The organism is Acinetobacter sp. 1294243 (genome assembly GCF_000588015.1).
In the GTDB taxonomy this organism is placed as follows: domain Bacteria; phylum Pseudomonadota; class Gammaproteobacteria; order Pseudomonadales; family Moraxellaceae; genus Acinetobacter; species Acinetobacter pittii.
The window spans coordinates 139,597-164,311 of the sequence record NZ_JFXG01000001.1 but is presented as its reverse complement, the minus strand read 5'-3'; the positions used below and the strand labels follow the sequence as shown (position 1 = coordinate 164,311).

The window sequence follows — 24,715 nt, the reverse complement described above, 5'->3', positions numbered from 1 at the left end:
ATTCAATTACATAATTAAGGATATTCTTAAGTAATATTTACAATCTGCTTTTATATCATTAAGTTAAATTTTAAAGTTGAAAAAAATTTAAGGTTGGGTCTTGTTCTTATCAAACAAGAATGAATAAATAAAAAGAGACACTACTGTTATTAAGGGATGTTTTTAAGAGTCGCTATCCAGTATAAAATTATGACTTAAGCGACCAATCTCACACATTAGGCCGTGTCATATACTTAAAGTGATAAGAGCAAAAAATGACTCAAAATAAAGTTGAATTAGCCGAGAAATTGTCAAAAGAATCTCATCAAGGTCAAAAGTATGGTCCTCATGATTACTTTGATTACCATATTAAAGGTGTCGTCAATTCATTAATTGAGCACCAATTTTCAGAAATCTACATTATTACAGCCCTTCTACACGATAGCGTTGAAGACACGCCTCTTACCCTAGCCAAAATCGAAAGTTTATTTGGAAAAGAAGTCCGTGATGCCGTTGATGGATTAACTAAACGGGAAAGTGAAACACGCGAAGAATATTTAATTCGTTGTAGTTCGAATCCGATCGCTCGAGTTGTAAAACTTCATGATGCAGCCTTTAATGCGCATAACTCACATAAGGACAATAATCACTCACGTGTAGATTATTATCTTCAAACCATGCTAATTGTTTCAACGGCGCAAGATAGGTTGGAATGAAAAGACAACGAAATGAATCCGTTGTCTTTTTATTTTTAAGATTGTGCAAATGCCCAAATGTCTTTTGATGCAACTGTGTCAGATACGAGTCTAAAACTCATAGGTTCTAAGTCATCATCTACCACAACATAACCTTTCGAGTTATTTTTTAGCGCATCACACTTGTTATCGGTCAGTTGATAATTTGCAGTATTGGCTAATGCACTTTCAGTAATAACGCCTGTAAACACACAACTTGGGTCTTTCGAGACAATTTTGCCTTGTGCATTGACCTCGGCATTTACCGTTGTTCCATCTGGGAAAGATAAATCGTAATTACCCACCAATTGATTCAGAGAAATTTTCTGATCATCAATTTTTTCATAATGTGCAAATTCAACAGTCATTGATTGATTAGACTGGTTGCTCTGCCAAGCTTTGGTTTTTGCGTCATAACTCATCACAATTTTGGCACGGTTTTCGTCATCATCTAAAACCAATAATTTAAAACCCATCTGCGCCAGAATAGTATTTGCCCGCCATAGGCAACTCTTGATCAGTTTCGGTACTAATAATATAAGTACCGGCATCTAAGCTCGGAGCTAAGGCAGGTTTTTCAGTCGAGACTTGGTCATCATGATCATTGTCATTACAAGCCGCCAAGCCAAGCCCAAGAAGTAAAACCAACAAACAACGTTTCATGGTCTTTCTCCCTTACTTGTTAAATAGGCTTTTTAAACGAATTTTGAGCCATTCTTGAGCTGCTGGTCGCTGATCGTAAGCAACTTGCATTGCAGTCACAGCAATTTTGCTTTGCATTACGGCGCTTTCATCCGACATTTGCGCGGCTGTTGGCGCCGAAGGAGCCGCATCTATTCCTAAACCAAATTGGTTATTGCCTTTATTGTCTTTGGTTACTTGGAACTTCAATTTATATAAGTCATACGTCCCAATTTTTGAAAAAGCAAAAGGTGTGCTGGTTGTTAAATTTTTAGGGAAATTAACATTTAGCGTGATGCCTTTTGGCAACAATTGGCCCTTACCTGCCTTAGCTTGTAATTCTTTTAATAACACTACGGTTTGTTTTGCCACAATTGCAGAGTTAGGGTTGTTTAAAGTTTTGTCATCTACCGTGTTTGTATCTGCGCTTAAGGCAATAGATGGAATGCCGCGTCCTGCTGAAAACTGTACATTACCAATCGTGCCAGAGTGCACAACGACTTTTCCGACATTTTGTCCTTCATTCGGGCCAGATAAAACTAAGTCTGGCGCCTTACCCCAACGTTTTGGTGCAACCACATCCAGTCCATAAACTGTTGCCATGACTGGTGTGCCATGCGTGTAGTTCCAGTCGCCATTGGTATAACCCGCTTTGGTAAAGATTCCAGCCGCAGGTGCGCCATTAGGTGCAGCGCCGTTGTGACAACCGTTTTCAGCCGCAATTTGCTTATCGTTATCTGCGGTAATCGTCGTTGAGCTATACATCACGATTGCGCCACCGCGACCACTTTGTGGTGAACAAGGCACAGACACAAGCACGTTATGACCATTTGCTTTTAATTCATCATAGAGTGCTTTGACATTGCTGGTTAAACCGTCATCGTTAACCAATAGAATATTTAACGCAAAAGCTGGAGTTGTACACAACGACAGAATAAGGCCGCCCAATAAACTTTTTTTCATCACTTAACTACCATGTTCTTAAATTTCGTTTTGTATAGTAGTTGTGCTATATGTACGTTTAGTGACTATGCATTAATAAAAATTAAAATAATTTTCCATTAAAAATTAAATAATTATATTATCAATTATTGCTATATTTTCTTTTATAAACTGATCTTCAACTTCCTCGCTCATATTCAAAATGACAAAACCCACTTCCGTGGGCTTCATTCAAAGTATCACTTCAAGCTTTAAATTAAATACGTCCAACCTCTAAGTATGGAATCAAGTTTTTATCAAAATGTGGTCGTGGGTCACCTTCATAACTAATAAAACCATGCATTCCTGTTAAGCGTTCGCCTTTATAAAACTGGTTTAACTGATAACGCGGGTCTTTATGTGAAAGCGTAAAGCTCACCACACCAACGCCCTGCTGTTTTGACTTGTTATAGGCATCTTCAAGCATTTTATGATGCAAAGCCAAATCTTCGGGATGGCACATAAGCGTATGTAGCACATGATACTGAATCGAGTCACCCAGTTTAGGCAAACGCATGCCTTTAGTAATTGGAGTCAACAAGTTATAAATAGGTCTAAGCACAGCTATGGCCGAGCTATAATTTAGAATCTTAGTTTGCTTAATACTGTGCTGATCCCACAAACCAAACATACCCACTAGTTTTTCACCCTTAAAGTAAAGTGAAAAGTCTGCGAGTTTTATTCCTGAAAAATACTGATGACCTTGGGCAAGTTCTTCAAAGTTATAGGCGGGAATAAAGTTATAAAACTCTGCCATGTCGCTAATAAACTGATTCATGGCTTCCACATGCTGAGCTTCAGCAACACATGTACGGATTTCTTCAATGTCACTCTGCGGAGAAGTCTGCTTTAAAAAAGCCGTGATTTTTCGTTTTGCGCCAGTACTCGTCAGACTGAGTGTCTCGATAAGCCCTTCATCATAATAATCGGGCATTCCCGTTTTGCCCGTTTGGATGGCAGCGCGCGCGGCATGGTTATCATCAAAAATAATCATTTGGCTATAGTTCGGTTCATACATGGTTTGTTTTACATGCTTCGCCAAAACCTTAACCAGGGATTTACCCCGATAGTTGTGATCTACCCGTAAATCACCCGCGTAGCGTAAGTTTTGAACATTCCGATCGACATAACATGGGCGGTAACCGTTGCTATAACAAGCGACATTTTTCTGACTCTCGGTGTCTTCAATCACCACATGTAATTTATGCCGATAGACAATGTCAGACGCTCTAAAATAACTCGGTTCGCGCTGAAAGCTAATTTGTATGCCTTTGGTGGTCATCGGTACGGCGATTAAGTCTCTTAAAGCCTCGTCATCTGCCAGAGTTGCTTCTCGGGTAATGAGAGTGCTGTCAGCAAGTGGTGGATTTATTTTATTCATTATTCACCTGTTGTGCGGTCTGCATAGGAACCAAGTTATTTAAACGCCCCATTTGGTCGAGTAGCTGATAGACAAACACCACTTCGTCTTGATCATTTACGGTTTTTTGGGTTTGTACATCGAGTAGCTTTTGCTCTGTATTGAGCAAATCAAATGTGGTTTTGGTGCCAACATCGAACTCTTTACGTGTGTAGACAAAGGCAATAGACGCAGCCTCAATGGCATTTGCCAGTGCTTCTTTATTTTGTCGAATGGTTTGAAGCTGTGCATAAGTCGTGCGTGTACGCTTATTTAAGTCTAGTTCAAGACTTCGCGTTTTTTGGTTAGCCAAATCGATATCGGCCTGTGCTTTTTTGACATTGGCGCGATTTAAGCCATCATCATAAAGTGGTACATTAAGTTGTACCCCAACCATATAGTTATTACTTTCAGAACCAATATAACTCGCTTCATCTTGCTTTCCGGCACGACTCGTCAGCATGACTGTTGGCCACAGTTCCCGCTTAGTTAAAGCATATTGTTTTTCGGCAGCTTGCTTTTCGTATTTACTACGCATTAAAGCTGGATGGTTTTTGGTTTGCGCCAAAATTTCATCCAAGCTCGCGGGAATAGCGGGTAGCTGTTTAATGGCAACAAGATTTTCAGGCGTTACACCCGTTACTTGATAAAACTGCGCTTCACTTACAGTTAAGTTAGATTGGGCCTGTGTAATATCGGCTTTACCTTGTGCGACTTGCGCCAAAACTTGAGCCAAGTCTGCACGGGTAATCATACCCACGTCGAAACGGCGCTTTGACTCATATAAAGACCGTTGCAGGTTTGCCATAGTCTTTTGTCTAAGCTCTAAAATGGCTTTCTTCTTTAATACATCGGTATATACCATCACGGTATTTAAAATGGTTTCCGACCGTTGATCTGACAAACCTTGGTTTTGGGCAGAAAGCTGACTTTCGGCAACATCTATTCCTAAACGGTGTCGTCCAGAGGTATAGATCGGATAATCTGCCTGCAACTGCAAACTTCGCCCTTTACGGTTTCCTTCTGTTGGAAACAGGACGTGTGAAGGCGTATCTATTCTTTCATAGTCCAGTTGGCCGACTAAATTGACTTTAAGTCCATCACGCTGTTTAGCCTGTTCAAGCACTGCGGTGGACTGATTCACACTTAAACGGCTCACTTCAAGCTGACTTTCATGCCTTAAACTTGCAGACAAAGCCTCATCTAAAGTCATGGCATGCGTATGCGACACCAACAACACGCCTAGGTACAAGGCGTGTCGAAGTGTTAAAAACCGAGTATTAAATGGCTTCATCCCTTTCATAGTTGTTCCAAACTATTCAGGGTGACTTTTTTAAGTGGCTCAGGTTTGATATTGCCTTCGATAATGCCATCAAACATGACCAGTTTTTTATAGGCATTCCAGCCATTATTGGCCTGACGAATTTGAGGCTGGTCGAGCTGCCCCAAGTTTCGTGCAAGTTCATAATGGAAGTTTTGACGCAAAATACTATCGATATATTCATTGCTAATGCTGTGATGAATGTCGCCTTCAAAAAGCACGCAATAAAATGGTTTAACCTGTTGTTGGGTATCAATCGCCAGTAAAGAAATCGCTTTTGACTCGGTTTCATTCAACTGAGACAACAACTGTTGAGCTGTTTCAGGTGCAAGTTTCTCACCAACCAGATCGACCCCAAAACGGCGGCCTTGGAACTCAAAACACGGAATTTGCTCTAAAAAGCCAGTCCCTCTTAAGCAATCATCCAAACAGTAACGCAGCAAGCCATTACCCGAAGTAATGAGCGGACTTACTACATCACCTTGTTTAAGCTGCCATGAAGGAATAATTTGACCTTGTTTATCGCCTTCTAAATACTCAAATTCATAGAAGTGACTTTGGTATGCGAGTGGGTATTGGTCGTTGTAGGGAATAGTCACTACACCTTCAGTCGCCCATAGACCTTTTCCTTCAAACTGCACACTGGGTAACTTCTCTTTTAATTTTTCGGCCCAAGCTTTTGAACCTGCGGTGTCCCAACTCGAAACTAGACTTAACTTTGGCCAAAGTTTTTTAAAGTCGATCTGTGCGCCGTTTGAAGCATCACTTAAGGCTTGAGCACTTTCAGGGCTATGCGGTGCAGTCACTTCTTTTAATGAAGCCTGACGGTTGCCCCATGAACCACTTTGTAAAACCTCAATCACATCTTGTTGCAGCAACTCCAAACGTTCCAGCAATTGCAGCGCAAAAGTTGGACTCCATACCGAAATCATGGCTAAGTTACGGTTTGCGACCAAATAACAAATGGTTGCAAACAGTGCATCGTCAGCATTGGCGGCAAAGGCAACATTACTTGGAACCGCTTGAGTAAACTTAGACAAAATTCGCTTACCTACACCAAGTAGCGCACTATCGTCATTTAGGTTTTTATCTTTTAAAACTTCACGTTGGCTTTCAGGCAACCATGACACCGACCAATAATGTGTGCCCGAGCTGAGCTGCTGACATTTACGGTATAAACTTGCCATCCACGGCGCAATTGCATGGTCAAGTTCATCTAAAAACAGCTTGGTATATGGAATAAACTTAATTTGTTCGCTCGAACCACTAGTCGGCTGAAAACGAACCAGTTTACTGCTCGAAAGTGAAAGCTTTTGTTCACGGTAACGCTGAATGTCCTCTCTCCATGCGCCGTAACGTGTCGCAGGAAATGCTTTTACAAACTGCTCATAATTTTGGACCTTTTTATCTTTGGCAAAGGTCGAGGTCTGTAATATCGAATGCAAAATTTGACGTTGCGTGGTCTCTAAGGCATTAAATTGTTTTTGAAAATTACGGTCAGATGCATCACACCATTTTTTTAAAATAAGATGCGAACCCAAAGTTAGCCATTCATTAGATTTCATTGGATGGCCTCTCTACGTTTTGTTTTATGTGTTACGCAAGCTTCAAACTTTCCTTTACTGGTCGGTTTAGTCATCAGCTTTACAGGGAAACGGGCTATGTCTTTCCAGCCAAGACGACCAATACACGGTAGTTCTGTGCCAGCTTTCCATGTCGGATTTTTTTGTTCAAAGAAATGAATATTTGGGTTTTTCTCTCTCATTTCGGCAGTAATTGGTGCAACTTCACCTTTTAATGGCTGATAGTCATCGCCAAAATTTAAAAGGCCCGCTTCACGGTCATAGTATTCGCCAAAGAATTTTTCACAGTAGTGCTCAACCACTTCCGAAAGGTGTTGGTTTTCATCTTTAATATTTGGGTAATACACATAGTAGTTATTGGCAAGTAACAGATAAGTTTTATAGCCCTTAGAAATGAGGAGCCAATAGAGTTCGTTAAAAGGATATTTGATTCGAAGCTTAATCATCAGTTTTAGCATGGTACTTTGCAGACTACGCGTACCCCAAAACTTCTTCAAAATAACCGTGTCTCCGCTAAATAACACGGTGTAGTCTTTACCGTTTAAATAGAAATGCTGCACCACCACAGTCGAGAAACCGACAATCTCATTTGTTTCCGAATCAAAAATTAAGATCGCACCGCTTTTATTTTGGAAATCATCTACGAAAATAGAAAATCTCGTATTTTCATAATACTGTTCGTAAATGGAATACATCACTTTTAATCGCTCAGTATCGATTTGCTCTTTTTCAAAATATTGACCATAAGTCGTGTTTTTCAGGTTCAATTTTGAAATTAGTTTATACGTTGTATTAATCATAATCCTTTAACCTTCCACCTCTAATTTGTGAGTTCCCCGATCTCATCAACCGATTTTAGAAAACTCAGATCAATGTTCTTTTTCTATGAAGGGATACGTTTTGATATGCCCTGTTGTTTTTCATTCTTTGAAAGCTGCCTTTATTTTTAAATATCTACATATTCATTTTCTTCCCCCGATCCATAAAGATGGTTAAAAATGCGGTCACAAACATAATGATTGCGAGCATGCGTAATAGATCATTAAAGCTAGAGGTCAGTGCCTGAAAATGAATGTCGCGATAAAACACACTCAGCGCGATTTGCTGAGCATTTGCACCGACTTCCTGATATTGCGCCGTGAGTTGGTCGAGTCTTTCTGTAAAAATCCAGTTTTGCGGTGTCATCCCCTGATTAATCTGGGTAACATGAAGCGCAGTCAGCCAATCTAAAGATGAGTTAATGAGAGCTAGTCCAACCGCGCCGCCAATATTACGCATCAGGTTATAAATACCGCTGGCATCGGCTACTTTGCTGAGAGGCAAGGTGCTCATGGCTAAATGCGAAACCACAATCAGGCAGATCATGAGACCAATACCACGGTAAATTTGCGGCCAAAACATAAAGTCGTAATCGCTATGAATGCTGAGGTGCGAATTGAGCCAAACACCAAAGCCAGCCAAAATCATTCCAACAAATACGGTTTTTCGGGTATCAAAATTGGGAATCAGCCAGGCAAGAAACGGCGCAAAGCAGAACATGACAATACCTGTCACCATCATGACGTGACCAATTTGGCTACTGTTCATTTCACGGACTTGCCCAAGAAACACGGGAATCATATAACCCAAGCCATACAGCGCCATGCCAATCACAAAAGTTGTGATAGCACTTAAGGTAAAATTTTTGTTTTTAAATACGGATAAATCGAGCAAAGGCTTAGGCTGGGTAAAGCTTCTAGAGAAGAAAATCATGCCACCCACAACGCAGATCATAAACGCAATCCGAACCCCTGTGTCTGCAAGCCAGTCATGCCGTGCACCTTCATCAAGGAAATATTCAAGCCCACCCAAAAACATCGCCATACCGACTAGACTGAACCAGTCCATACTTTTGATGAGTGAGTAGTTCGCGCGGTCGATATTTGGACCTGAGTAAATGACCGTAGCAATGATAATGCCCGGAATAATATTGATCAGGAACATCCAGTGCCACGAAAAGTTATTGGTGAGCCAGCCGCCAATGGTGGGGCCAATGGCCGGACCCAAAGTACTGATCATTCCAAACATCACCAAAGGCAATGAACGTTTTGGTTCTGGAAAAAGTAAGTACAAGGCAGTCATGGAAGTCGGAATCATACCGCCGCCCATAAAACCTTGAATGCCACGGAACACTAATAAACTTTCTAAGTTCCATGCCAAGGCACAAAGTAAAGAACTGATCGTAAACCCAATTGCACAGATGGTGTAATACACCCGTGTTGAAAGCACCCGCGAGACAATACTCGACATGGGAATTGCAATAATCTCGGCAATTAAATAAACCGTTTGCACCCAAGTGACTTCATAACGACTTGCACTCATACCAGCTTGAACTTCGTTTAGAGAACTCGCCACAATCTGAATATCAAGAATCGCCATGAAGTTGCCAAAAATCATGGCAGCAAAAATTGCCCATGCAGTTTTTGCTGGAAATCTCCACTCGGCCTCAAGGTGCTTATTCATTGGTTATTACCTAAAATTTTATTATTAAGTTCTTAGGTCAACGGTGGCACTCACCGACATTCCAGGTTTTATCAAATCAATATGTGGGCTTGAATCTATGGCAATACGCACAGGAATACGCTGAACAACCTTGTTAAAGTTGCCTGTGGCATTGTCTGGTGGCATAAGTGAGAAAGTCGCGCCTGAAGCTGGTGAAAAGCTCTCAATTTTTCCGCTATAGGTCAGGCTTGGGTAGGCATCAAGTTTTAATTTAACTTTCTGACCAATATGCATTTTTTCAATTTGGGTTTCTTTGAAGTTGGCTTGTACATACAAACTATTTTCAGGAATGATCGCCATTAAGCGGGTTTGCGGAGAAACACGTGAACCTTTCTGGATTGCAAGGCTACCGATCTTACCGTTTACAGGACTGACCACTTTTGATGAAGCCAAATCGACCTGATACAGATTTAAGTTTGCATTGGCACTTTGAATATCTGCTAGAAGCTGCGCTCGACTCGCTTGTAAACTCCCCAACTGAGCTTCTGCCGCATTTACGGCAGCTTGCGCTTTGCTGAGTTGAGCTTGGGCCGTTAAATATTGAGACTGAACGCCTTCAAAGTTTTGTCGGGTAATCACCCCATCTTTTAATAAATCTTGATAACGCTCGAACTCTTTTCTTAAACGAGTTAAATCAGCTTGTGCTGCCACTACGCCACTATGAGCTTCAGTAATTGAAGAGCGTGCAGACTTTTCATTTTGTTGTTGTACACCCAGCGCTGCCTCTTTTAAGCTGACTACTGAGCGGGCTTGGTCATAACGAGCTTGATAATCACGGTGATCTAATACTGCTAAAGTTTCCCCTTTTTTTACTACCTGATTATCGTTAATTAATAACTCCATCACTTCGCCCGAAATCTTTGGCATCACCCAAGTAACATCGGCTTGCACATAAGCATTATCAGTAGATTGATAGAAACGATATACAAAAAAATAATATAATATGCCAGCAAATAAAAATAACATCAGGACACTAAAAACACCCCAAGTTATTTTCTTTCGGCTTTGGAAATTAGTATCAGTTTCTAGCTGAGCTACGTTATCCATATTCATTCCGCTTATTTGTAATATTCGATTTTTTATTTAAGCCAATAAAATTATTGGTTTCTTTTTTACGTAACTTTTCACTTGGTTTTATTCAATGAATCGTGACAGCGTAAAATTTGGTGCAAATTATGGTTCTTAAGTTAATTAAATATCATTGACCTATTTACCAGATATTTTTTCTATTTATGTCAATAAAACATATTATATAAACTATATTAAAAAATTATGTAATTCTAATTTTTGGAGATTTTTGGTTAAAAAAATCACAAAAAACAAAGATAAGTATTTGTTAATAAATAATTTATAATAATAGCAATAAATAGAGATATATGTTTGAATAGAGTGATTTATTTCACTAATATTAAGAATAAGTTTTATTGTGTAATCATTAAGTATTATTAATTAAAATAATATTTAATTTAAAAATGAGTTAACAATCAAAGTTATTATACTTATAAATATAAAATATATATAAGTTATAAATATTATATTTTTCAAAAATAACAATATCCATAAAACAAATAAACGATATTTTTGATAAATAAGCCATCCTGATGACTAAAATGACCTATATTTTCCAGATAAAATAATTTCAAACTCTTTATTTAAACCTTTAAAAATAGTGATTTAAGTGATCTTTTACTTATATAAACCCTTAAAAATTTCTTCTAAAGTTATTCCAAATGAAAACCCACTCATTGAGTGGGTTTTTTATTACTAGCCGTTTTGCCTGAGGTGGTCTTGGAACTCTTGGTCGTGTATTTTGTCGTAATTAACAGGGTCGTAAACGCATCCAGTTAAAACAACAATTACAGTAAGTACAGCAACCAACTTTTTCATTGAGACAGCCTTTCCTTTAACGCAAAAGATTTGCTTTAAGTATACTCCTTGATAGCCATTTTGATTGGACATAATTAAGGCAAACAATTGTTATTTTTAAATTATCGCCGTGCTTTAGCATATCATTTGATTTTTTTAGCAAGATCAAATCAGCGGTTAATACAAAACTTAAGCCTCAGTCGCTAAATACCAGTTTTTCCAAGAACTGGTTCCTCTGGTTTCAATTGCTACTGTAGGAATCAATTTCTCTTTTAGTATTTCAGTTTGTGCAACTGCTTTTGCAAGTCTTGCTTTTACTGAGTGAATACATTCACGGTCACCAAATTCACAGCGGTCTAAAGTTGTTCCGCCACAGGGCCCATTGGCTAAACCTTTTGGACACGTTTCAGGGCAAATATATAAAGTATCGCTTAAGCGACACTGACCACAGCTTTCACAACCCACTAGGCTATGTTTACTTAATACTTCTGTTTTAATTAATACCTTAGCGACTAAAGCGTTTTCCCAAAAAGATGCTTTGAAAATAAAACGTCCGACGCCTTTAGCGATTTTTGATCCAAACATTGCTTCATGCATAACATGTAGCTGACGATATTTAATTAATTGTTTAGACGTTGGCTGACATGAAAAACGAGCAATCTCAGGGGTAAACTCGTTGCCTGACGTGACGTGCCAAAGTGAATTCCAAAGCTCTTCTAAGGCTTTAAGCTCCAAATGTCTGTATTGCTCAATGTAGCTCTCAAGCAACATTTGCTCTTCTGGCTTATGACAAGCAGATAAGTGAATTCCAGCAAATCCTAAATGTTTACATATTAAAATTTGTAAAGCACAGCGTAAATAAACACGGTCTGTATGCCCTGCCTGTTTTTCATCTGCCAAAACTTTTAGCATATGCGGGGTAATCACAATACCTGCGACTTTATGCTTCACCATAAAATTGGCTCGGCCTAAAGTCAGAGGCATCACACAAGCCAGTATTTGCTGCGAATAATCATGCTTGGTTAAAAAGGATTTGGCTTGTTTTAAGGCTTCAATGTCATAGCCCAATTGGGTAATGATAAAGTCTGCACCTGCTTTAATCTTCTTATGCAGTTTTAAATACTGTGCATCACGCTCAGCTTCTACATATTTAAACGGATTAAAGGCAACGCCAATACGAAACCCGCCGTGTTGCTTGGCAGCCATTACGGCGTTTACTGACTCTAGGTAACGGCTACGAGGCTGCCCATCTCGACCATTATGGTGTTCTTTGAGTTTATCGCCTGTAAGCAATAACAAGTTTTGAATATTGGCTGTTTGAGCTTGCTCTAAAAAATGCTCAAAGTCTTGTATGTCTCTGGCCTTACCTGAAAAGTGTAAGACTTTATCAATTGTGTCAGGATAACTTTTGCTGGCCTCAAGCGGCGCAATATCATGATCTGAATGTACACGATCTGCCAATGTCATTGCAGCCGGATACCCTGCAAACTCATGTCTTACAGGATAAATTTCATGTAGTGAAGTGAGGTACTCCATCAACACAAAAAACTGGTTTTGCTGGAAGCAGGGAGAAACGTGTGACATAGGCAAAGCGCTTATCAAAACATGACATCAATCATAAGCGCGGCATTATAAATCAAAGTGCATCAAGATGCGCTAGTCAGAAAGCTCATTGTTTTGCTTGTCTTCACCCTCTTTATTTCTAGGTAATTCCAGTGAGCGAGGAAATATAAAATCAAAAGAATCGAGTGCATAGCGGTAAAGCTGAGCTGGTCGTTTGCCCACGATTTTACTGTGGTTGGTTTCTTCAACTGCACCCGCTTCTATCATACGGCGTCTAAACGCTTTTTTATCTAAAGATTGCCCAAGAATAATTTCATAAATGGTTTGCAGCTCAGTCAAAGTAAACAACTCAGGCATGAGACTGGCTGGCAATGCGGTATAGCGAGTTTTACTGGTTAAACGCTCCAAAGCTAAGCTGAGCAATTCATTATGATCAAACGCCAATGCTAAATCTTGTGCTTTTGCTACAGGCACCCATTCGCTGTATTCAGCCAAAGCTTGGTGTTGATAGGCATTAAAATCAATTAAAGCAAAATACAAAATAGTTACTGCCCAGCCACGCGGGTCACGTTTAGCATTACCTACAGAGGCAACTTGTTCCAAATAAGGTGAACTAATTCCTGTTTTTTCGACCAGCTTACGATAAGCCGTTGCCATCAAATCTTGATCGTGCTTTAAATCGGCAAAACCACCCGGTAAAGCCCATTGGTCTTTGGCTGGAAAGTTGGGTCGCTTAATGAGTAATACCTGCAACTGACCATTAAAAACCGAGAAAATAGCCATATCTACAGTGAGTAAAGGTGCGTCATAATCTCGGCGATCATAACTGGCAAGGAATTCTTGTTCAGTTTGAATAGTCACGTTCAGTCTCTCAATGAAAATGATGAGCCGATACTCATGCAACGGCTCATCTAAACTCAGTTATGCGATGGATAAACGCTCACGAATTTGATCCAAAGTACACTCATATTGAAGTTTACCATTTTCAAAGACAGTTTTAAGTGCTCCGCCTTGTTCTTGTTCGGCTGTTTGCTCATCAAACAAGGTAAAGCCATTTTCACTTTCTTCAATGCGTAATAGGCCTTTCGCCGATTTTTTTACACCTGAGTCAGTAATTGGGTCTTTAAACAACTCACGGCCTACACCATTCACTTGTCCCCAAGTTGCTTTCACAGCAAACCCAAAGGTATCGCGAGTTAAGTAGTTATAGGTAAAGCTGCCAATCCCAAACACCAAGTTGTTTGAAGCAAAGCTTTTAGCTTCAAGGCCCTCTAAAATACGCTGTGCACGGTCTAGGGTAATCGAGTCACCGTAAATTAAACCAACACGTTCATTCAGAACTTTATAGCCTTGGTCAGTTGTTGTACCGCCAAATACTTCCCATAAACATTCAACTGCACCTTTATATGCTGGGCTGCCGACTTCGGCGTCTGGGTCGCCGCAAATAATTTTGACAGGATCACCAGAGTCAGGACGGAAAACCAATTTAGCCAAGCCTAAAGCATTCAGTTGTCTTGCCAGAATTTCAGGTTTTAAAGCCACTGTAAACTCGGTAATCACTCGCCAAAAGTCCCAAGTATCAGACACGATGCTGACAACACCCGACGGATAAAGCTCACAAATTAAACGCTTAAATGTTTCTAGCTCGCTGTTTTCTGTGCCCATACACATCACACTGTGTTCGGTTGCTGGTACAGATACACCAATCACACCTGTTGCATTGTAATATTCTTCTGCATAGTCAATTGAAGCAACCGAGTCTGTTCCAATAAAACTAGTTAAGTGACCCACACCAGACTGAGCAGCATCATAAATTCCGCTCATGCCACGGCTACTAAAATCGTGTCCTTGCACAGGTACAAAATCAAGCGGTGCGCCAGTTTTTACAGCATATTGCGTTAATAAACGTTTGTACTCATAGGCAATTGTGGCCGTAGTACAGCTTTTCCAAAGTTCAGCACTTAACACAGTTTCAATATAATTCGTTAGCCAAAAGAAACGTGAATCGGTATTAATTACAGTAAGCACGGGTACACGCATATTGACACGGCTACCTTCTGGCAATGCTTTAATGCGTAATGGTAAATAGCCCAAGTCGTGTAATGCTTCAATGTGATCAACCGGCACAGCACCTTCACCTAATGAACTATCCATACGGCGTTTATAAGCAGCCACCACTTTGTCTTTAGGTTGCTTGAAAAAGCCTTCATTCCACGTATCGATTAAAAAGTGTTTGATAAAACCTTGTAGCCCAAAGAACACAACTTTATCGTCGAAGTCAGGCAACATTTTTGCGAGTCGAGATGAACGCGGCGTAAAGTTTGCGTACACGTACTCTGTGCCTGCTGGATACTGACGTCTGTGATCAGCTTTATAAAAATCGATAGCATTTAATGGATTAAGTTTAATCGTCATCTTTGTTCTCTTTATTTTGCTGCAAAAGCAATTACTGAAATTTTGTCTGATGGTTGTTGTGGAAAGCTGTCTGAGGTAAACAGTTGGTCAAGCAGTCCATCAAAAACCTCTATTCCTTTACTAAAAATACCGTGGGTCACATATAGAACGACCTTATGGCAATTGAGACGACGCAGTTCTTTGGCAATACCAATAAAGGTTGCACCGCCGTCGCAAATGTCATCGGTAATGACCGCTGTTAAACCTGATAAGTCATTCGCATGCACATGTGTCCCTAAAATTTTGCCAGTTACTGGATCACGTTTTTTATCACACTGAACAATAGTGATTGGTTGTTTACGCTCAAGATTAAAAGCGTCTGCAACCATTTGTGTACGTGCTTTCGCCCCTTTGTCTGGGCAAATCAGTACTGTTTTTTCATCTTTTAACAATGTGCTTAGCGCTGCACTCTTTTCGATGATGTCGACTGAACTGATGTTTACAACTTCACTAAAAGAAGTATTTGCAGCGAGCAAGGCTGTTGTTACTTCACTATGGCAGTCCCAAACAGTCACCTTGCCTTGTTTGCCCGCTTTTTTGTCAGCATTGATGTTAAGTAATTTAGTCATCACATCGAGTGAAAATGCTTGGCCTACTGCACAAATACGGTCCTGACGTGCATATGGAAAATACGGAATTTCTAGGTCAACGATTAAGCCCTGAGTCAGCAATATATTTTCAAGTAACAAATAGTCCATCACATCATGACTTGAGGTCATTTGTGCGCGGACCAATACGTTGCCAGATAGTGAATTCAATGTTTTCTCATCAATTTGAACATGACGCTCGCCACCAGAAAACTGCGTGAACTTCACTGGAATTTCATTTCTTGCCGCATCTAAAAGCTGGATAGCCATATCATCCTCTTTTTGTCTGATGACCTTCGATGAATATATAGTGGCATAAAGCCACTATATATTTCAAGTCTATTTTTCAAACTTTTTTCAAAGCCATTTAAGACATAAAATTTACAGTTTTAGAGTATTTAGAGATTCGATATTTCAGAGAAATTATTCTTCAGTTAATTGAAATAAAAAATTAATTTACAAAAAGCATGATGAGTAGAACTATTATTAAAAGTAGCGGATACAACTTTGCCCGCCATAAATCAGGTAGTTTTGAAATAAATTTTCTAACAAACTATAAAGATTTACTCATGTGAATGGTGTCATAGGTATCGATCCATTCCCATTTAATAATCTTAAAGCCTTGTAGTGTCCAAAACTCTTCAGCCGCAGGCAAAAATGGATGAGTATGCAAATATAAACTAGTAATAGCATGGTTTTTGGCATGGCTAAACAACATGTTGCATAGTTGAGTTGCGATGCCCTTACGGCGGTATTCAGGCAATACAAACAACTTAACGACTTCTACCGTATTAGACGGCAAATTTAAATCAAAACGATGGTCATAAGCTCGATATGCAATGGTGCCAATAATGCGGTTTTGGTGTCTTACCGTAATGAAACAACCCAATGGATCATGGACATAATATTGCCCAAAATTTTTTAAATCTTTGGGAATTTGCCCATGATAGATCTCTGGGAATAACAACTGTCTTGTATAAAGTGCAAACTCTACCGCAGATGCATAGTCTGATTTGTCTGCTAGATGATAGTGAAAAGTCATATTTATAGCCAAGAATGATCAGGGATAACAATGGTTTTGTCTTGAATCATGGCTTCATGGAACTCAACATCATAGACACTTTTTAAAAACTTCGGATCGGTTATTCGTGTTTTTGACTCAGGCTTAACCACCTCATGTTGGCGCATAAAAAACAAATGATCTGCAAATAAAAAAGCTAAATTGGGATCATGCATAATCGCAATCACCGTAAAATTTTGCCGCGACAACTGACGCAACTTTTTCATTAAATAAGACTGATAATAAACATCGAGATGATTGGTTGGCTCATCGAGCAAAATGACTTTTGGGGCTTGCACTAAAATACGCGCAATCATGACCAATTGTCTTTCGCCCCCCGATAACTCGGTATAAGGACGATCGCGTAAATGCTCAATATCTAAATCAAGCAAAGCTTGGTCTACACGTTCGCAGTCTGATTTTGAAGGACGATATCGACTAAAAGCGGCACGTCCCGTAATCACCACATCTTTAACCAAAAATGGAAATACGGTTTTATGAAACTGCGGTAAAAAGCCGAGCAATGCAGCCCGATCTTTTCCTTTAAAGTCCGATAATGGTTTTCCAGAGTAACGAATCAATCCATCTTTTACAGGTTCTAGGCCAGCCATCAATTTAAAAAGTGTCGATTTTCCGCAACCATTACGCCCTAAAATGACGGAAAACTGATTTTCAGGAAACTCCAGATGAATGTTTTTGAGAACCTGTTTGTGCCCATAGGCATAATTTAACTGATCAATTTGAATCATGCCCAATGAGTCCTCTGTGTTTTCATTAATAATAAGAAAAATGGTGCGCCAAGTAGCATGGTAAAAATACCAATCGGTATTTCAAACGTCAGTAAAACCCGAGAAAAGTTATCAATCATGAGTAGAAAACTACCGCCCAACACCATATTGGCAGGAATGCTGTAGCGATGATCTGGCCCAACCAACATTCGCACAATATGCGGCATAAAGAGTCCATATAGACTAATAATGCCTGCAGCAGCCACAGAAGTTGAGGTACATACAGTCACTAGTACAATTAAAAGAAGCTGTTCCCACCTTGGGTTAACACCCACTGCCTGCGCTTCTTCAGCACCAAGTGCCATTAAGTTTAAGCGCCAACGCATCGCAAATAATCCGGCAAGGCCAATACAAATAGGCAGCACGGCATATTGAACCTTTTGCCAAGACGCCTGATGTAAGTTGCCCATCGTCCATTGCACGATCGCTTGTAATTTAAATGGATCACTTAAATATTGAATAATCGTGAGACCTGCTAAAAACAGCCCCGAAACAATCATGCCCGATAAAATTACCATGACTAAAGACGTCTGGCTTTCATGTTTTTGATGCGCAAACAAATATGTTAAGCCAACAGCACAAACACCAAAAATAAAGGCTGATAGGTTTGGTGAAAGCCAACTTAAAGAAAGTGCCAAGGCTGCACCGAACGCAGCGCCAGATGAAATACCAAGTACATAAGAATCAACCAAGGGATTACGAAACAAGGCCTGTAAACCATTTCCCGCAGTTGCTAACGCAGCTCCCACCATAAAGGTCAGTAAAATTCTGGGTAATCTCACATTTACGAGAATGTTCTGCATCAGTCTAAATTGCTCAGCATCAAAATATGGCGTACCAAACACCGCTTGCACACCCCACCGCAAATAATCCCATGCACTCAATGTTTGAGTTGGCCCAATAAGCAGCGAGATAAAAATCATGAGGAAAGGTAAAGGGTAAAACCAATAATATTTCAGTTTTTCCATATTTATTGCACCAACGTTTTGGCAAGGTGCTCACCATACAACTTGGTTAAAATACGCTGTTGTAAAGCACTTACTGGTAAATCGGACTGTTCAGGATAAATACTGTGATTCAAATAAATCGCCGTAATAATGATTTTGATGGTATGGGGGTTATATATAAATGCAGGACTCAAATTAAATACCTTTCGGTTTTGTACGGCGCTTAAACCCTGTAATTCTTTTCGTTCATAAATCAGTTGGGGGTTGGTATTCCAAAGCACAATATTGTCAGGGTTCCATTCAATTAAAGTCTCGGGATTTACATTGGGTTGATTCGTATTGGTCTGAACAATGTTGTAAGCCCCCGCCAGCTCAATAAAGTCATTGGTAATCGACTGACGTCCCGAGGTAGAAAAAATTCGTCCACCAGACCAAGCATAGTAAATCGATTGTTTATTTGGCTGACGTGCGGTTTTGGCTGCGACCTCCGCCACAATTTCATCAGAGAAATTTAAAATTTCTTGAGCTCGCTTTTGGGCACCGCTCAGAGTAGCAATTTCAGAAAGTTCTTCTTTTACTTGCTGGTAGGTACTGGACTCCATCACATATACAGCAATGCCGAACTGCCGTAACAGTTCAATTGTTTGAGTCTGCCCGCTCCCTACAATCACCAGATCAGGTTTTAACAACACAAGACTTTCAATATTGGTTGCATTTGCCCCTTGTGAAGGTGTTGCAAGTTGTTTATTGGCGATACGCTTATCTATTTTTGAATAGGCATTAAATAATAAAGGCTGGATGTATACTTCGGCTGGTATGCCAATCACTTTATGACCTTGCCCTAGCATATATAAGCCATCTAAACCCGACTCAAACAAAGAAACAATTCTTTGGGCGGGTTTGGCTACACAGACTTTTGTATTTGTACTATCAAAGACACATATCGAATGGGCTGCTAACTTTTCTTGCGCTTTACCACTTTGTTCAGATGAAGAACATCCACATAGAATGAGTAAAGTGAGTAATGAAGTGAATAACTTCATTACGGCATGCCTTGCACAAATACAGTGCATAATAAGAAGATGTGCCTATTTGGTGCATTTTTCATATGAAAAAACACCATAAGTGAGCAAGACGGTTTGAATCATGGGTAATACAGCGGTCAAATTAAATGAGATAGCTAAGATATTAAAGAGTAAGCAAAAAAAACGCCAAATTTACCAAGTAATAAAAACTATTTAATTATTAGGCCAAAAAGTTTACAAGGTGGCTAATCAAATAATTTAATAGTGGTTACCACTCGATCAACATTAAAATAAATAACTCGTTATAATCCAGCCCAAAATCTGATACATATTATCTTCCGATGCTGACCCAATCATCTTTCTGGCGTAGTCTTTACCGCTTAATTCATATTTATGCCGGTATTTTTATTGCACCATTTATCTTGTTCGCAGCAATCACTGGTTTACTCTATGCCATTACGCCACAACTCGAACAATCTATTTATAAAGATGTTCTATACGTTGAGCAACTGAATCAAACACCACATAAGCTGAGCCAGCAAATTGAAGCTGCAAAGCAAGTAATGCCTAAGTCTGCACAGGTGATTGAAGTTAGACCAGCCCCAAGCACTGATCAGACAACACGTGTAATTTTTTCAGACCCTATCCACGATTTTACAAGTGAAGCCGTTTTTATTGATCCTTTTACACTTAAAGCCAAAGGCCATCTAGCGGTTTATGGTACCAGTGGAGTTCTGCCATTTCGAACTACGCTCGACCAGTTACATAGCAATTTATTACTAGGAAAATGGGGGCGCTTTTATAGTGAACTGGCGGCAAGCTGGTTAGCCATTTTGACTTTAACTGGACTTTATAATTGGTGGAAGCGCCGTCAAAATCTTAAAATCAGGCAAACACAAAAAAATAGATTATTAAGATGGCATAGCTCGCTGGGCTTAAGTTTATTTCCACTTTTATTATTAATTGCTATTACGGGTCTTACGTGGTCCGAGTGGGCTGGCGATAATATTCGAGTTGCTCGTCAGTGGCTTAACTGGCAAACCCCAACATTAGCAACTTCCCTTCAAACAGATAATTTACCTACAGTGATGCATCATGAACATCACGAGATGCCTCATAGTGAAAATCTTAATTTAAATATTGTTTCGACTGAGTACGATACTGCTCTTTCAATCGCCAGAGCACATGGTATTGATGCAGCACAAATACAAATCAAACCACCAACCAGTGGAAATCAAGCCTGGACAGTGGCCGAAATTCAGCGCAAATGGCCAACTCAAGCAGACAGTATCGCCATTGATATGGAACAACACAAAGTTATAGATCAACTTGCGTTTAAAGACTACTCTTTAGTGGCAAAGCTCACCCGTTGGGGAGTAGATGCCCATATTGGAGTTTTATTTGGCTGGATAAATCAATTGGTACTGGCACTTTATGCCTTTCTACTGTGTATTATGATTATTTATGCATATAGGGCTGCGTTTAAAAACTCGAATTTAAAACTCATGACAACTCACTTCATTGGTCAAAGTCTATTAATTTGGAACCGCGCAACTGGCTCACAAAAAACATGGTTAATATTGGGGGGACTCGTGTTAGGTCTCAGCTTACCTGTTTTTGGTTTTAGTATTTTATTTACGCTGTTTATCTTTGCTATGCGTAAATATATTTCGTCTAAATCGTAAATAAAATTTCAATAACCACTAATTATTTTTCTTATTACAATATCTAAGCATCAACCATAAAAAAAGCGGTACTTGATTATGTCTATTCATCAAGTACCGCTAAATTTAAAGCAATATTACACTGGATTCATTCGCTCAAGTTCACGAATTAAACCAGAATGGTCAAGTTCACCGTCTCCAGCAGCAAGCATATTTTCAAATAACTGACTCACTTGTTGGGCAACAGGTAAATTTAACTCTAAGGATTTAGCATAGCTAACGGCTGTATGAATGTCTTTATGCTGGTTTCGAGCTGTACCTCCCGGTTTAAAATTTCGACTTAGCATACGCTCGCCATGTTGCTGTAAAATTGGAGAATCTGCAAAACCGCCTGTGAGCGCTTGTTTGAGCTTAATAGGATCAGCTCCAGCTTTACTGGCCAGTAATAAGCCCTCGCTTACAGTTGCAATGGTAGTTGCTACAATCATTTGATTCACAAGTTTTGCGAGCATTCCGCAGCCAACCCCACCTACTAAAATTGGTCGGCCCATTGCACTTAAAATAGTTTCAGCTTGTGAAAATGTTTTAGCTTCACCACCTACCATAATAGCAAGACTTGCATTTTGGGCACCTTTTTCGCCTCCAGAGACTGGAGCATCTAAATATTTAAATCCTCTTTCTCTGCATTTTTCACTTTGTGCTTTTGCAACATCAACGGGTATCGAACTCATGACAATAACCGTACTTTCAGGTTTTAGCTGTGAAATCGCGCCGTGTTCTTTAAACAGGATTTCATCGCAGGTTTTTCCATCGCTAAGCATACAGATCAGAAATTCTACATCTTTTCCGACTTGTTTAAGTTCAGAGCAAACTTGGGCACCAGCTTCTTTTAAACTATCTGCTTTAGATAAAGTTCTATTCCAAACCTTAATTTGATGGCCTTCTTTGAGTAAATGCATAGCCATCGGCAGTCCCATAATGCCTGTCCCCACAAATCCGATGGTCGCCATTATTTCATCTCCGTAGCAGTCCGAACTTTAAGTTGCTGCTGTTCTACTTTTAAGCTATTCGATTTTAACTTTGCTAATAACAACAAGCCCAAACCACCCATTGCTACAAAGCCAGCAATAGCAAGGAATGCCACTGTATAGGTGCCTGTGGTGGTATATAAATAGCCTGTTAAATATGGACCAGTAAAACCACTTAAATTACCTACCGAGTTAATTAACCCAATTCCAGCTGCGGCACCCACACCCGTTAGAGTTTGCCCAGGAATGGTCCAGAAAATGTTAATTGCGCTAAATACACCAATCGCAAGAAGAATAAAGCCCACAATAATTGCCCAAGGCTGATTCACAAGCAGTGCAATCGCAATAGCTAACGCCGCCATAAGTGCAGCACAAGCACCGTGTTTATAACGTTCTTGTTTACGGTCAGAACGGCGGCTCCATAAAACCATCCCAACAGCTGCAAATGCATATGGAATTGCGGGGAGTAAGCCATTTTGAATAAGGCTAATTTGCATACCAAATGTGTTACGGAATGACTCTAAAACACTTGGTAAGAAGAAGAACATCGCATTTGAACCAGAGGTAATTCCAAAATAAACAACCGCCATAATCCAAACCAAAGGATTTTTAAACACTTGTTTAATGAGTTCACCTTTAGTTAAAGCAGCATCGGCAGATTGCTCTTTTTCTCTTTCTTCACGCTCTAATGTGGTCATTAACCATTGACGCTGCTCAGCTGTTAACCACTCTGCTTCTTTTGGGTTATTGGTTAAATATTTAAGGCAAATTAGTCCTAAAATAATGGATGGGATCCCTTCCAGCACATACATCAAACGCCAGCCTTCATAGCCAATGGTATTGCCCCATTGCATGAGTCCGACTGAAATTGGTGCTCCAATAATTTGAGCAATTGGCAATCCAAGATAAAACGTGGCAAAAACACGGGCACGATATTTTGCAGGAAACCATAAGGTTAAATAAAAGATCACACCGGGAAAGAAACCTGCTTCAGCAATACCCAGTAAAAAACGTAAAACAATAAACTGCGTACCGCTATGAATAAAACCCATGAGTGCTGCAATGATTCCCCAAGTAATCATGATTCGGGCAATCCAGATTCGCGCTCCAAACCGATGAAGCAAGATATTACTCGGCACTTCTGCAATAAAATAACCTAGAAAAAATACACCTGCACCTAAACCAAAAATGGTTTGAGTAATTCCAAGTGCATCATTCATATGTAACGCAGCAAAACCAATATTGGTCCTGTCTAGGAATGCCATAATGAATAAAATAATGAGAAACGGGATAATTCTGTTTGAAATACGTTTAATTGTCTGCTCTTCGAGAGCAGTTACATTCTTGATATCTTCCATAATAAATCTCACATCAACTGGCGATCACTGCCATTAATTTTGGGTATCTTCTATATGTGCCTGAATCACGCTTTCAAAATTTTCGTCTGCTTGGAAACCTAAAGATTCGGCATATTCAGCTTTCACCTGAACAGGCCAACTTTGGACAATACGTTGAATGGTTTTATCTTCTTGCCATTGCACCAATTCAGTTGCTTGTTTGCCCGCAACTTTTTCAAGAGCCTCAAGCATTTCGTTAACGGTGACTGTTAATCCCGGTAGAGGAATAATTCGGTTATCTTGAAGTACATCTGAAGAAATTGACGCAGCTTTAATCATTGATTCAACACAACGTCGCGGTGAAGTAATAAAAACTGGAGTATCTGACTGGACTGGGCAAACGGCCGTTTCACCTTTTAACGGTTCGCGAATGATTGAACTAAAAAATGTCGATGCCGCTTTATTAGGTTTACCGGGACGAACCACAATAGTCGGTAGTCTTAAAATACGGCCATCAATAAAACCTTTTCTTGAGTAATCCGAGACCAGCAATTCTCCTACTGCTTTTTGCATACCGTAAGAAGACTTTGGTGTAACAACTGTCTCATCTGTCACAACCTCTGGTAATTGACCACCAAATACAGCACAGCCGCTGGCAAAAATGACTCGAGGCGTGGTTTGTTTCTTTCTTAATTCTTCTAATAAATTTAAGAGCCCATACAGATTAACATCCATACCTAAATCAAAATCAGCCTCCGCTGCTGAGCTCACCACAGCAGCCAAGTGCCAAACGACATCAATATTTTCTGTAATATGAGCAACTGTAGTTTTATCGGTAATATCACCGACAATCACTTCAACTCTTGGATCTTGTGGCACATCATCGCCAGCAAATGCATCAAACAGAATAATTTTATCGATGGACTGCGGTTTATTGTCATCTAAAGTCAAACTGCCAGCCTTTAAGATCTCTTTAGCAATTTGTTTTCCAATAAAACCAGTTCCACCGGTGATTAGTACATTCATACAGAGGTCCTTTCCTAGTTTTTATTCACTTAAAAACTTTTGTAATTGTCGTGAATTAAACGATAAGGACTCCTTTCAATAATTTCCAATGAATAATTTCTAAATATTGATAACTTTTTAATATCAGTTTTATATTTATAAATTTATAAAA

21 protein-coding genes and 2 pseudogenes are annotated in these 24,715 nt (G+C 39.7%); 2 read left to right on the top strand and 21 right to left on the bottom strand.

What is annotated here, in order from left to right; genetic code table 11:
* The first annotated feature begins 254 nt into the window (after positions 1-254).
* Positions 255-695, top strand: coding sequence for an HD domain-containing protein (locus J655_RS05720; RefSeq protein WP_032052104.1), 441 nt, complete (start codon positions 255-257; stop codon positions 693-695).
* Between the two features lie 35 nt (positions 696-730).
* Here the strand turns inward: J655_RS05720 and J655_RS0104155 are convergent.
* The 18 genes and pseudogenes from J655_RS0104155 to J655_RS05640 form a co-directional block, all read right to left on the bottom strand.
* A pseudogene (locus J655_RS0104155) lies at positions 731-1,376 on the bottom strand (hypothetical protein).
* Between the two features lie 12 nt (positions 1,377-1,388).
* On the bottom strand, positions 1,389-2,360 hold the full coding sequence (surE, locus tag J655_RS05715; RefSeq protein WP_081312003.1) for a 5'/3'-nucleotidase SurE: 972 nt from the start codon (positions 2,358-2,360) through the stop codon (positions 1,389-1,391).
* Between the two features lie 232 nt (positions 2,361-2,592).
* On the bottom strand, positions 2,593-3,756 hold the full coding sequence (locus tag J655_RS05710; RefSeq protein ID WP_032052102.1) for a hypothetical protein: 1,164 nt from the start codon (positions 3,754-3,756) through the stop codon (positions 2,593-2,595).
* Positions 3,749-5,077 carry a TolC family protein gene (locus J655_RS05705; RefSeq protein ID WP_032052101.1) on the bottom strand — a complete coding sequence of 443 codons (1,329 nt, stop codon included), beginning with the start codon at positions 5,075-5,077 and terminating at the stop codon, positions 3,749-3,751. Before J655_RS05705 ends, J655_RS05710 begins: the two co-directional genes overlap by 8 nt.
* The gene (locus tag J655_RS05700; protein ID WP_032052100.1) at positions 5,074-6,660 is read right to left on the bottom strand and encodes a GH3 family domain-containing protein; all 1,587 of its coding nucleotides are present in this window, start codon (positions 6,658-6,660) and stop codon (positions 5,074-5,076) included. Before J655_RS05700 ends, J655_RS05705 begins: the two co-directional genes overlap by 4 nt.
* The gene (locus J655_RS05695; protein ID WP_171071499.1) at positions 6,657-7,445 is read right to left on the bottom strand and encodes a hypothetical protein; all 789 of its coding nucleotides are present in this window, start codon (positions 7,443-7,445) and stop codon (positions 6,657-6,659) included. The genes J655_RS05700 and J655_RS05695 overlap by 4 nt, the downstream gene beginning before the upstream one ends.
* 187 nt (positions 7,446-7,632) lie before the next feature.
* The gene (locus J655_RS05690; protein WP_032052098.1) at positions 7,633-9,180 is read right to left on the bottom strand and encodes a DHA2 family efflux MFS transporter permease subunit; all 1,548 of its coding nucleotides are present in this window, start codon (positions 9,178-9,180) and stop codon (positions 7,633-7,635) included.
* A gap of 24 nt (positions 9,181-9,204) precedes the next feature.
* Complete coding sequence (locus tag J655_RS05685; protein ID WP_032052096.1) at positions 9,205-10,266, bottom strand: HlyD family secretion protein; 1,062 nt, start codon at positions 10,264-10,266, stop codon at positions 9,205-9,207.
* Between the two features lie 717 nt (positions 10,267-10,983).
* On the bottom strand, positions 10,984-11,106 hold the full coding sequence (locus J655_RS25645) for a hypothetical protein (protein WP_000737386.1): 123 nt from the start codon (positions 11,104-11,106) through the stop codon (positions 10,984-10,986).
* Positions 11,107-11,274: 168 nt separating this feature from the next.
* A complete protein-coding gene (locus J655_RS05675) occupies positions 11,275-12,669 on the bottom strand; it encodes a methylenetetrahydrofolate reductase C-terminal domain-containing protein (protein WP_032052095.1) in 1,395 nt (464 codons plus the stop codon).
* Positions 12,670-12,741: 72 nt separating this feature from the next.
* Positions 12,742-13,509 (bottom strand): NUDIX hydrolase, encoded by a 768-nt coding sequence (locus tag J655_RS05670; protein ID WP_000155298.1) that lies wholly within the window; start codon positions 13,507-13,509, stop codon positions 12,742-12,744.
* Between the two features lie 60 nt (positions 13,510-13,569).
* Positions 13,570-15,063 carry a nicotinate phosphoribosyltransferase gene (locus J655_RS05665; RefSeq protein WP_032052094.1) on the bottom strand — a complete coding sequence of 498 codons (1,494 nt, stop codon included), beginning with the start codon at positions 15,061-15,063 and terminating at the stop codon, positions 13,570-13,572.
* Positions 15,064-15,074: 11 nt separating this feature from the next.
* Positions 15,075-15,959, bottom strand: coding sequence for a phosphoribosyltransferase family protein (locus tag J655_RS05660; protein WP_032006210.1), 885 nt, complete (start codon positions 15,957-15,959; stop codon positions 15,075-15,077).
* Positions 15,960-16,140: 181 nt separating this feature from the next.
* A pseudogene (locus tag J655_RS25090) lies at positions 16,141-16,242 on the bottom strand (sulfite exporter TauE/SafE family protein); the annotation flags it as partial.
* A complete protein-coding gene (locus J655_RS05655) occupies positions 16,243-16,731 on the bottom strand; it encodes a GNAT family N-acetyltransferase (RefSeq protein ID WP_032052093.1) in 489 nt (162 codons plus the stop codon). It abuts the pseudogene before it with no gap.
* Between the two features lie 2 nt (positions 16,732-16,733).
* Entirely contained in the window at positions 16,734-17,498 is a 765-nt protein-coding gene (locus J655_RS05650) for an ABC transporter ATP-binding protein (protein WP_032006213.1), read from the bottom strand.
* Positions 17,495-18,505, bottom strand: coding sequence for a FecCD family ABC transporter permease (locus J655_RS05645; RefSeq protein ID WP_080973424.1), 1,011 nt, complete (start codon positions 18,503-18,505; stop codon positions 17,495-17,497). The genes J655_RS05650 and J655_RS05645 overlap by 4 nt, the downstream gene beginning before the upstream one ends.
* Positions 18,506-18,507: 2 nt before the next feature.
* Positions 18,508-19,527: an ABC transporter substrate-binding protein gene (locus tag J655_RS05640; RefSeq protein ID WP_032006216.1), complete on the bottom strand. Its 1,020-nt coding sequence runs from the start codon at positions 19,525-19,527 to the stop codon at positions 18,508-18,510.
* A gap of 323 nt (positions 19,528-19,850) precedes the next feature.
* Between J655_RS05640 and J655_RS05635 the strand changes: the two genes are divergently transcribed.
* Positions 19,851-21,194, top strand: a complete 1,344-nt coding sequence (locus tag J655_RS05635) for a PepSY-associated TM helix domain-containing protein (RefSeq protein WP_032006218.1) — start codon at positions 19,851-19,853, stop codon at positions 21,192-21,194.
* Between the two features lie 116 nt (positions 21,195-21,310).
* Here the strand turns inward: J655_RS05635 and J655_RS05630 are convergent, their stop codons facing one another.
* The 3 genes from J655_RS05630 to denD are packed head-to-tail and all read right to left on the bottom strand — an operon-like array spanning position 21,311 to position 24,564.
* A complete protein-coding gene (locus J655_RS05630) occupies positions 21,311-22,183 on the bottom strand; it encodes an NAD(P)-dependent oxidoreductase (RefSeq protein WP_032006220.1) in 873 nt (290 codons plus the stop codon).
* Complete coding sequence (locus tag J655_RS05625) at positions 22,183-23,559, bottom strand: MFS transporter (protein ID WP_032052092.1); 1,377 nt, start codon at positions 23,557-23,559, stop codon at positions 22,183-22,185. Before J655_RS05625 ends, J655_RS05630 begins: the two co-directional genes overlap by 1 nt.
* A gap of 33 nt (positions 23,560-23,592) precedes the next feature.
* Entirely contained in the window at positions 23,593-24,564 is a 972-nt protein-coding gene (gene denD, locus J655_RS05620) for a D-erythronate dehydrogenase (RefSeq protein WP_032006222.1), read from the bottom strand.
* Positions 24,565-24,715 lie beyond the last annotated feature (151 nt).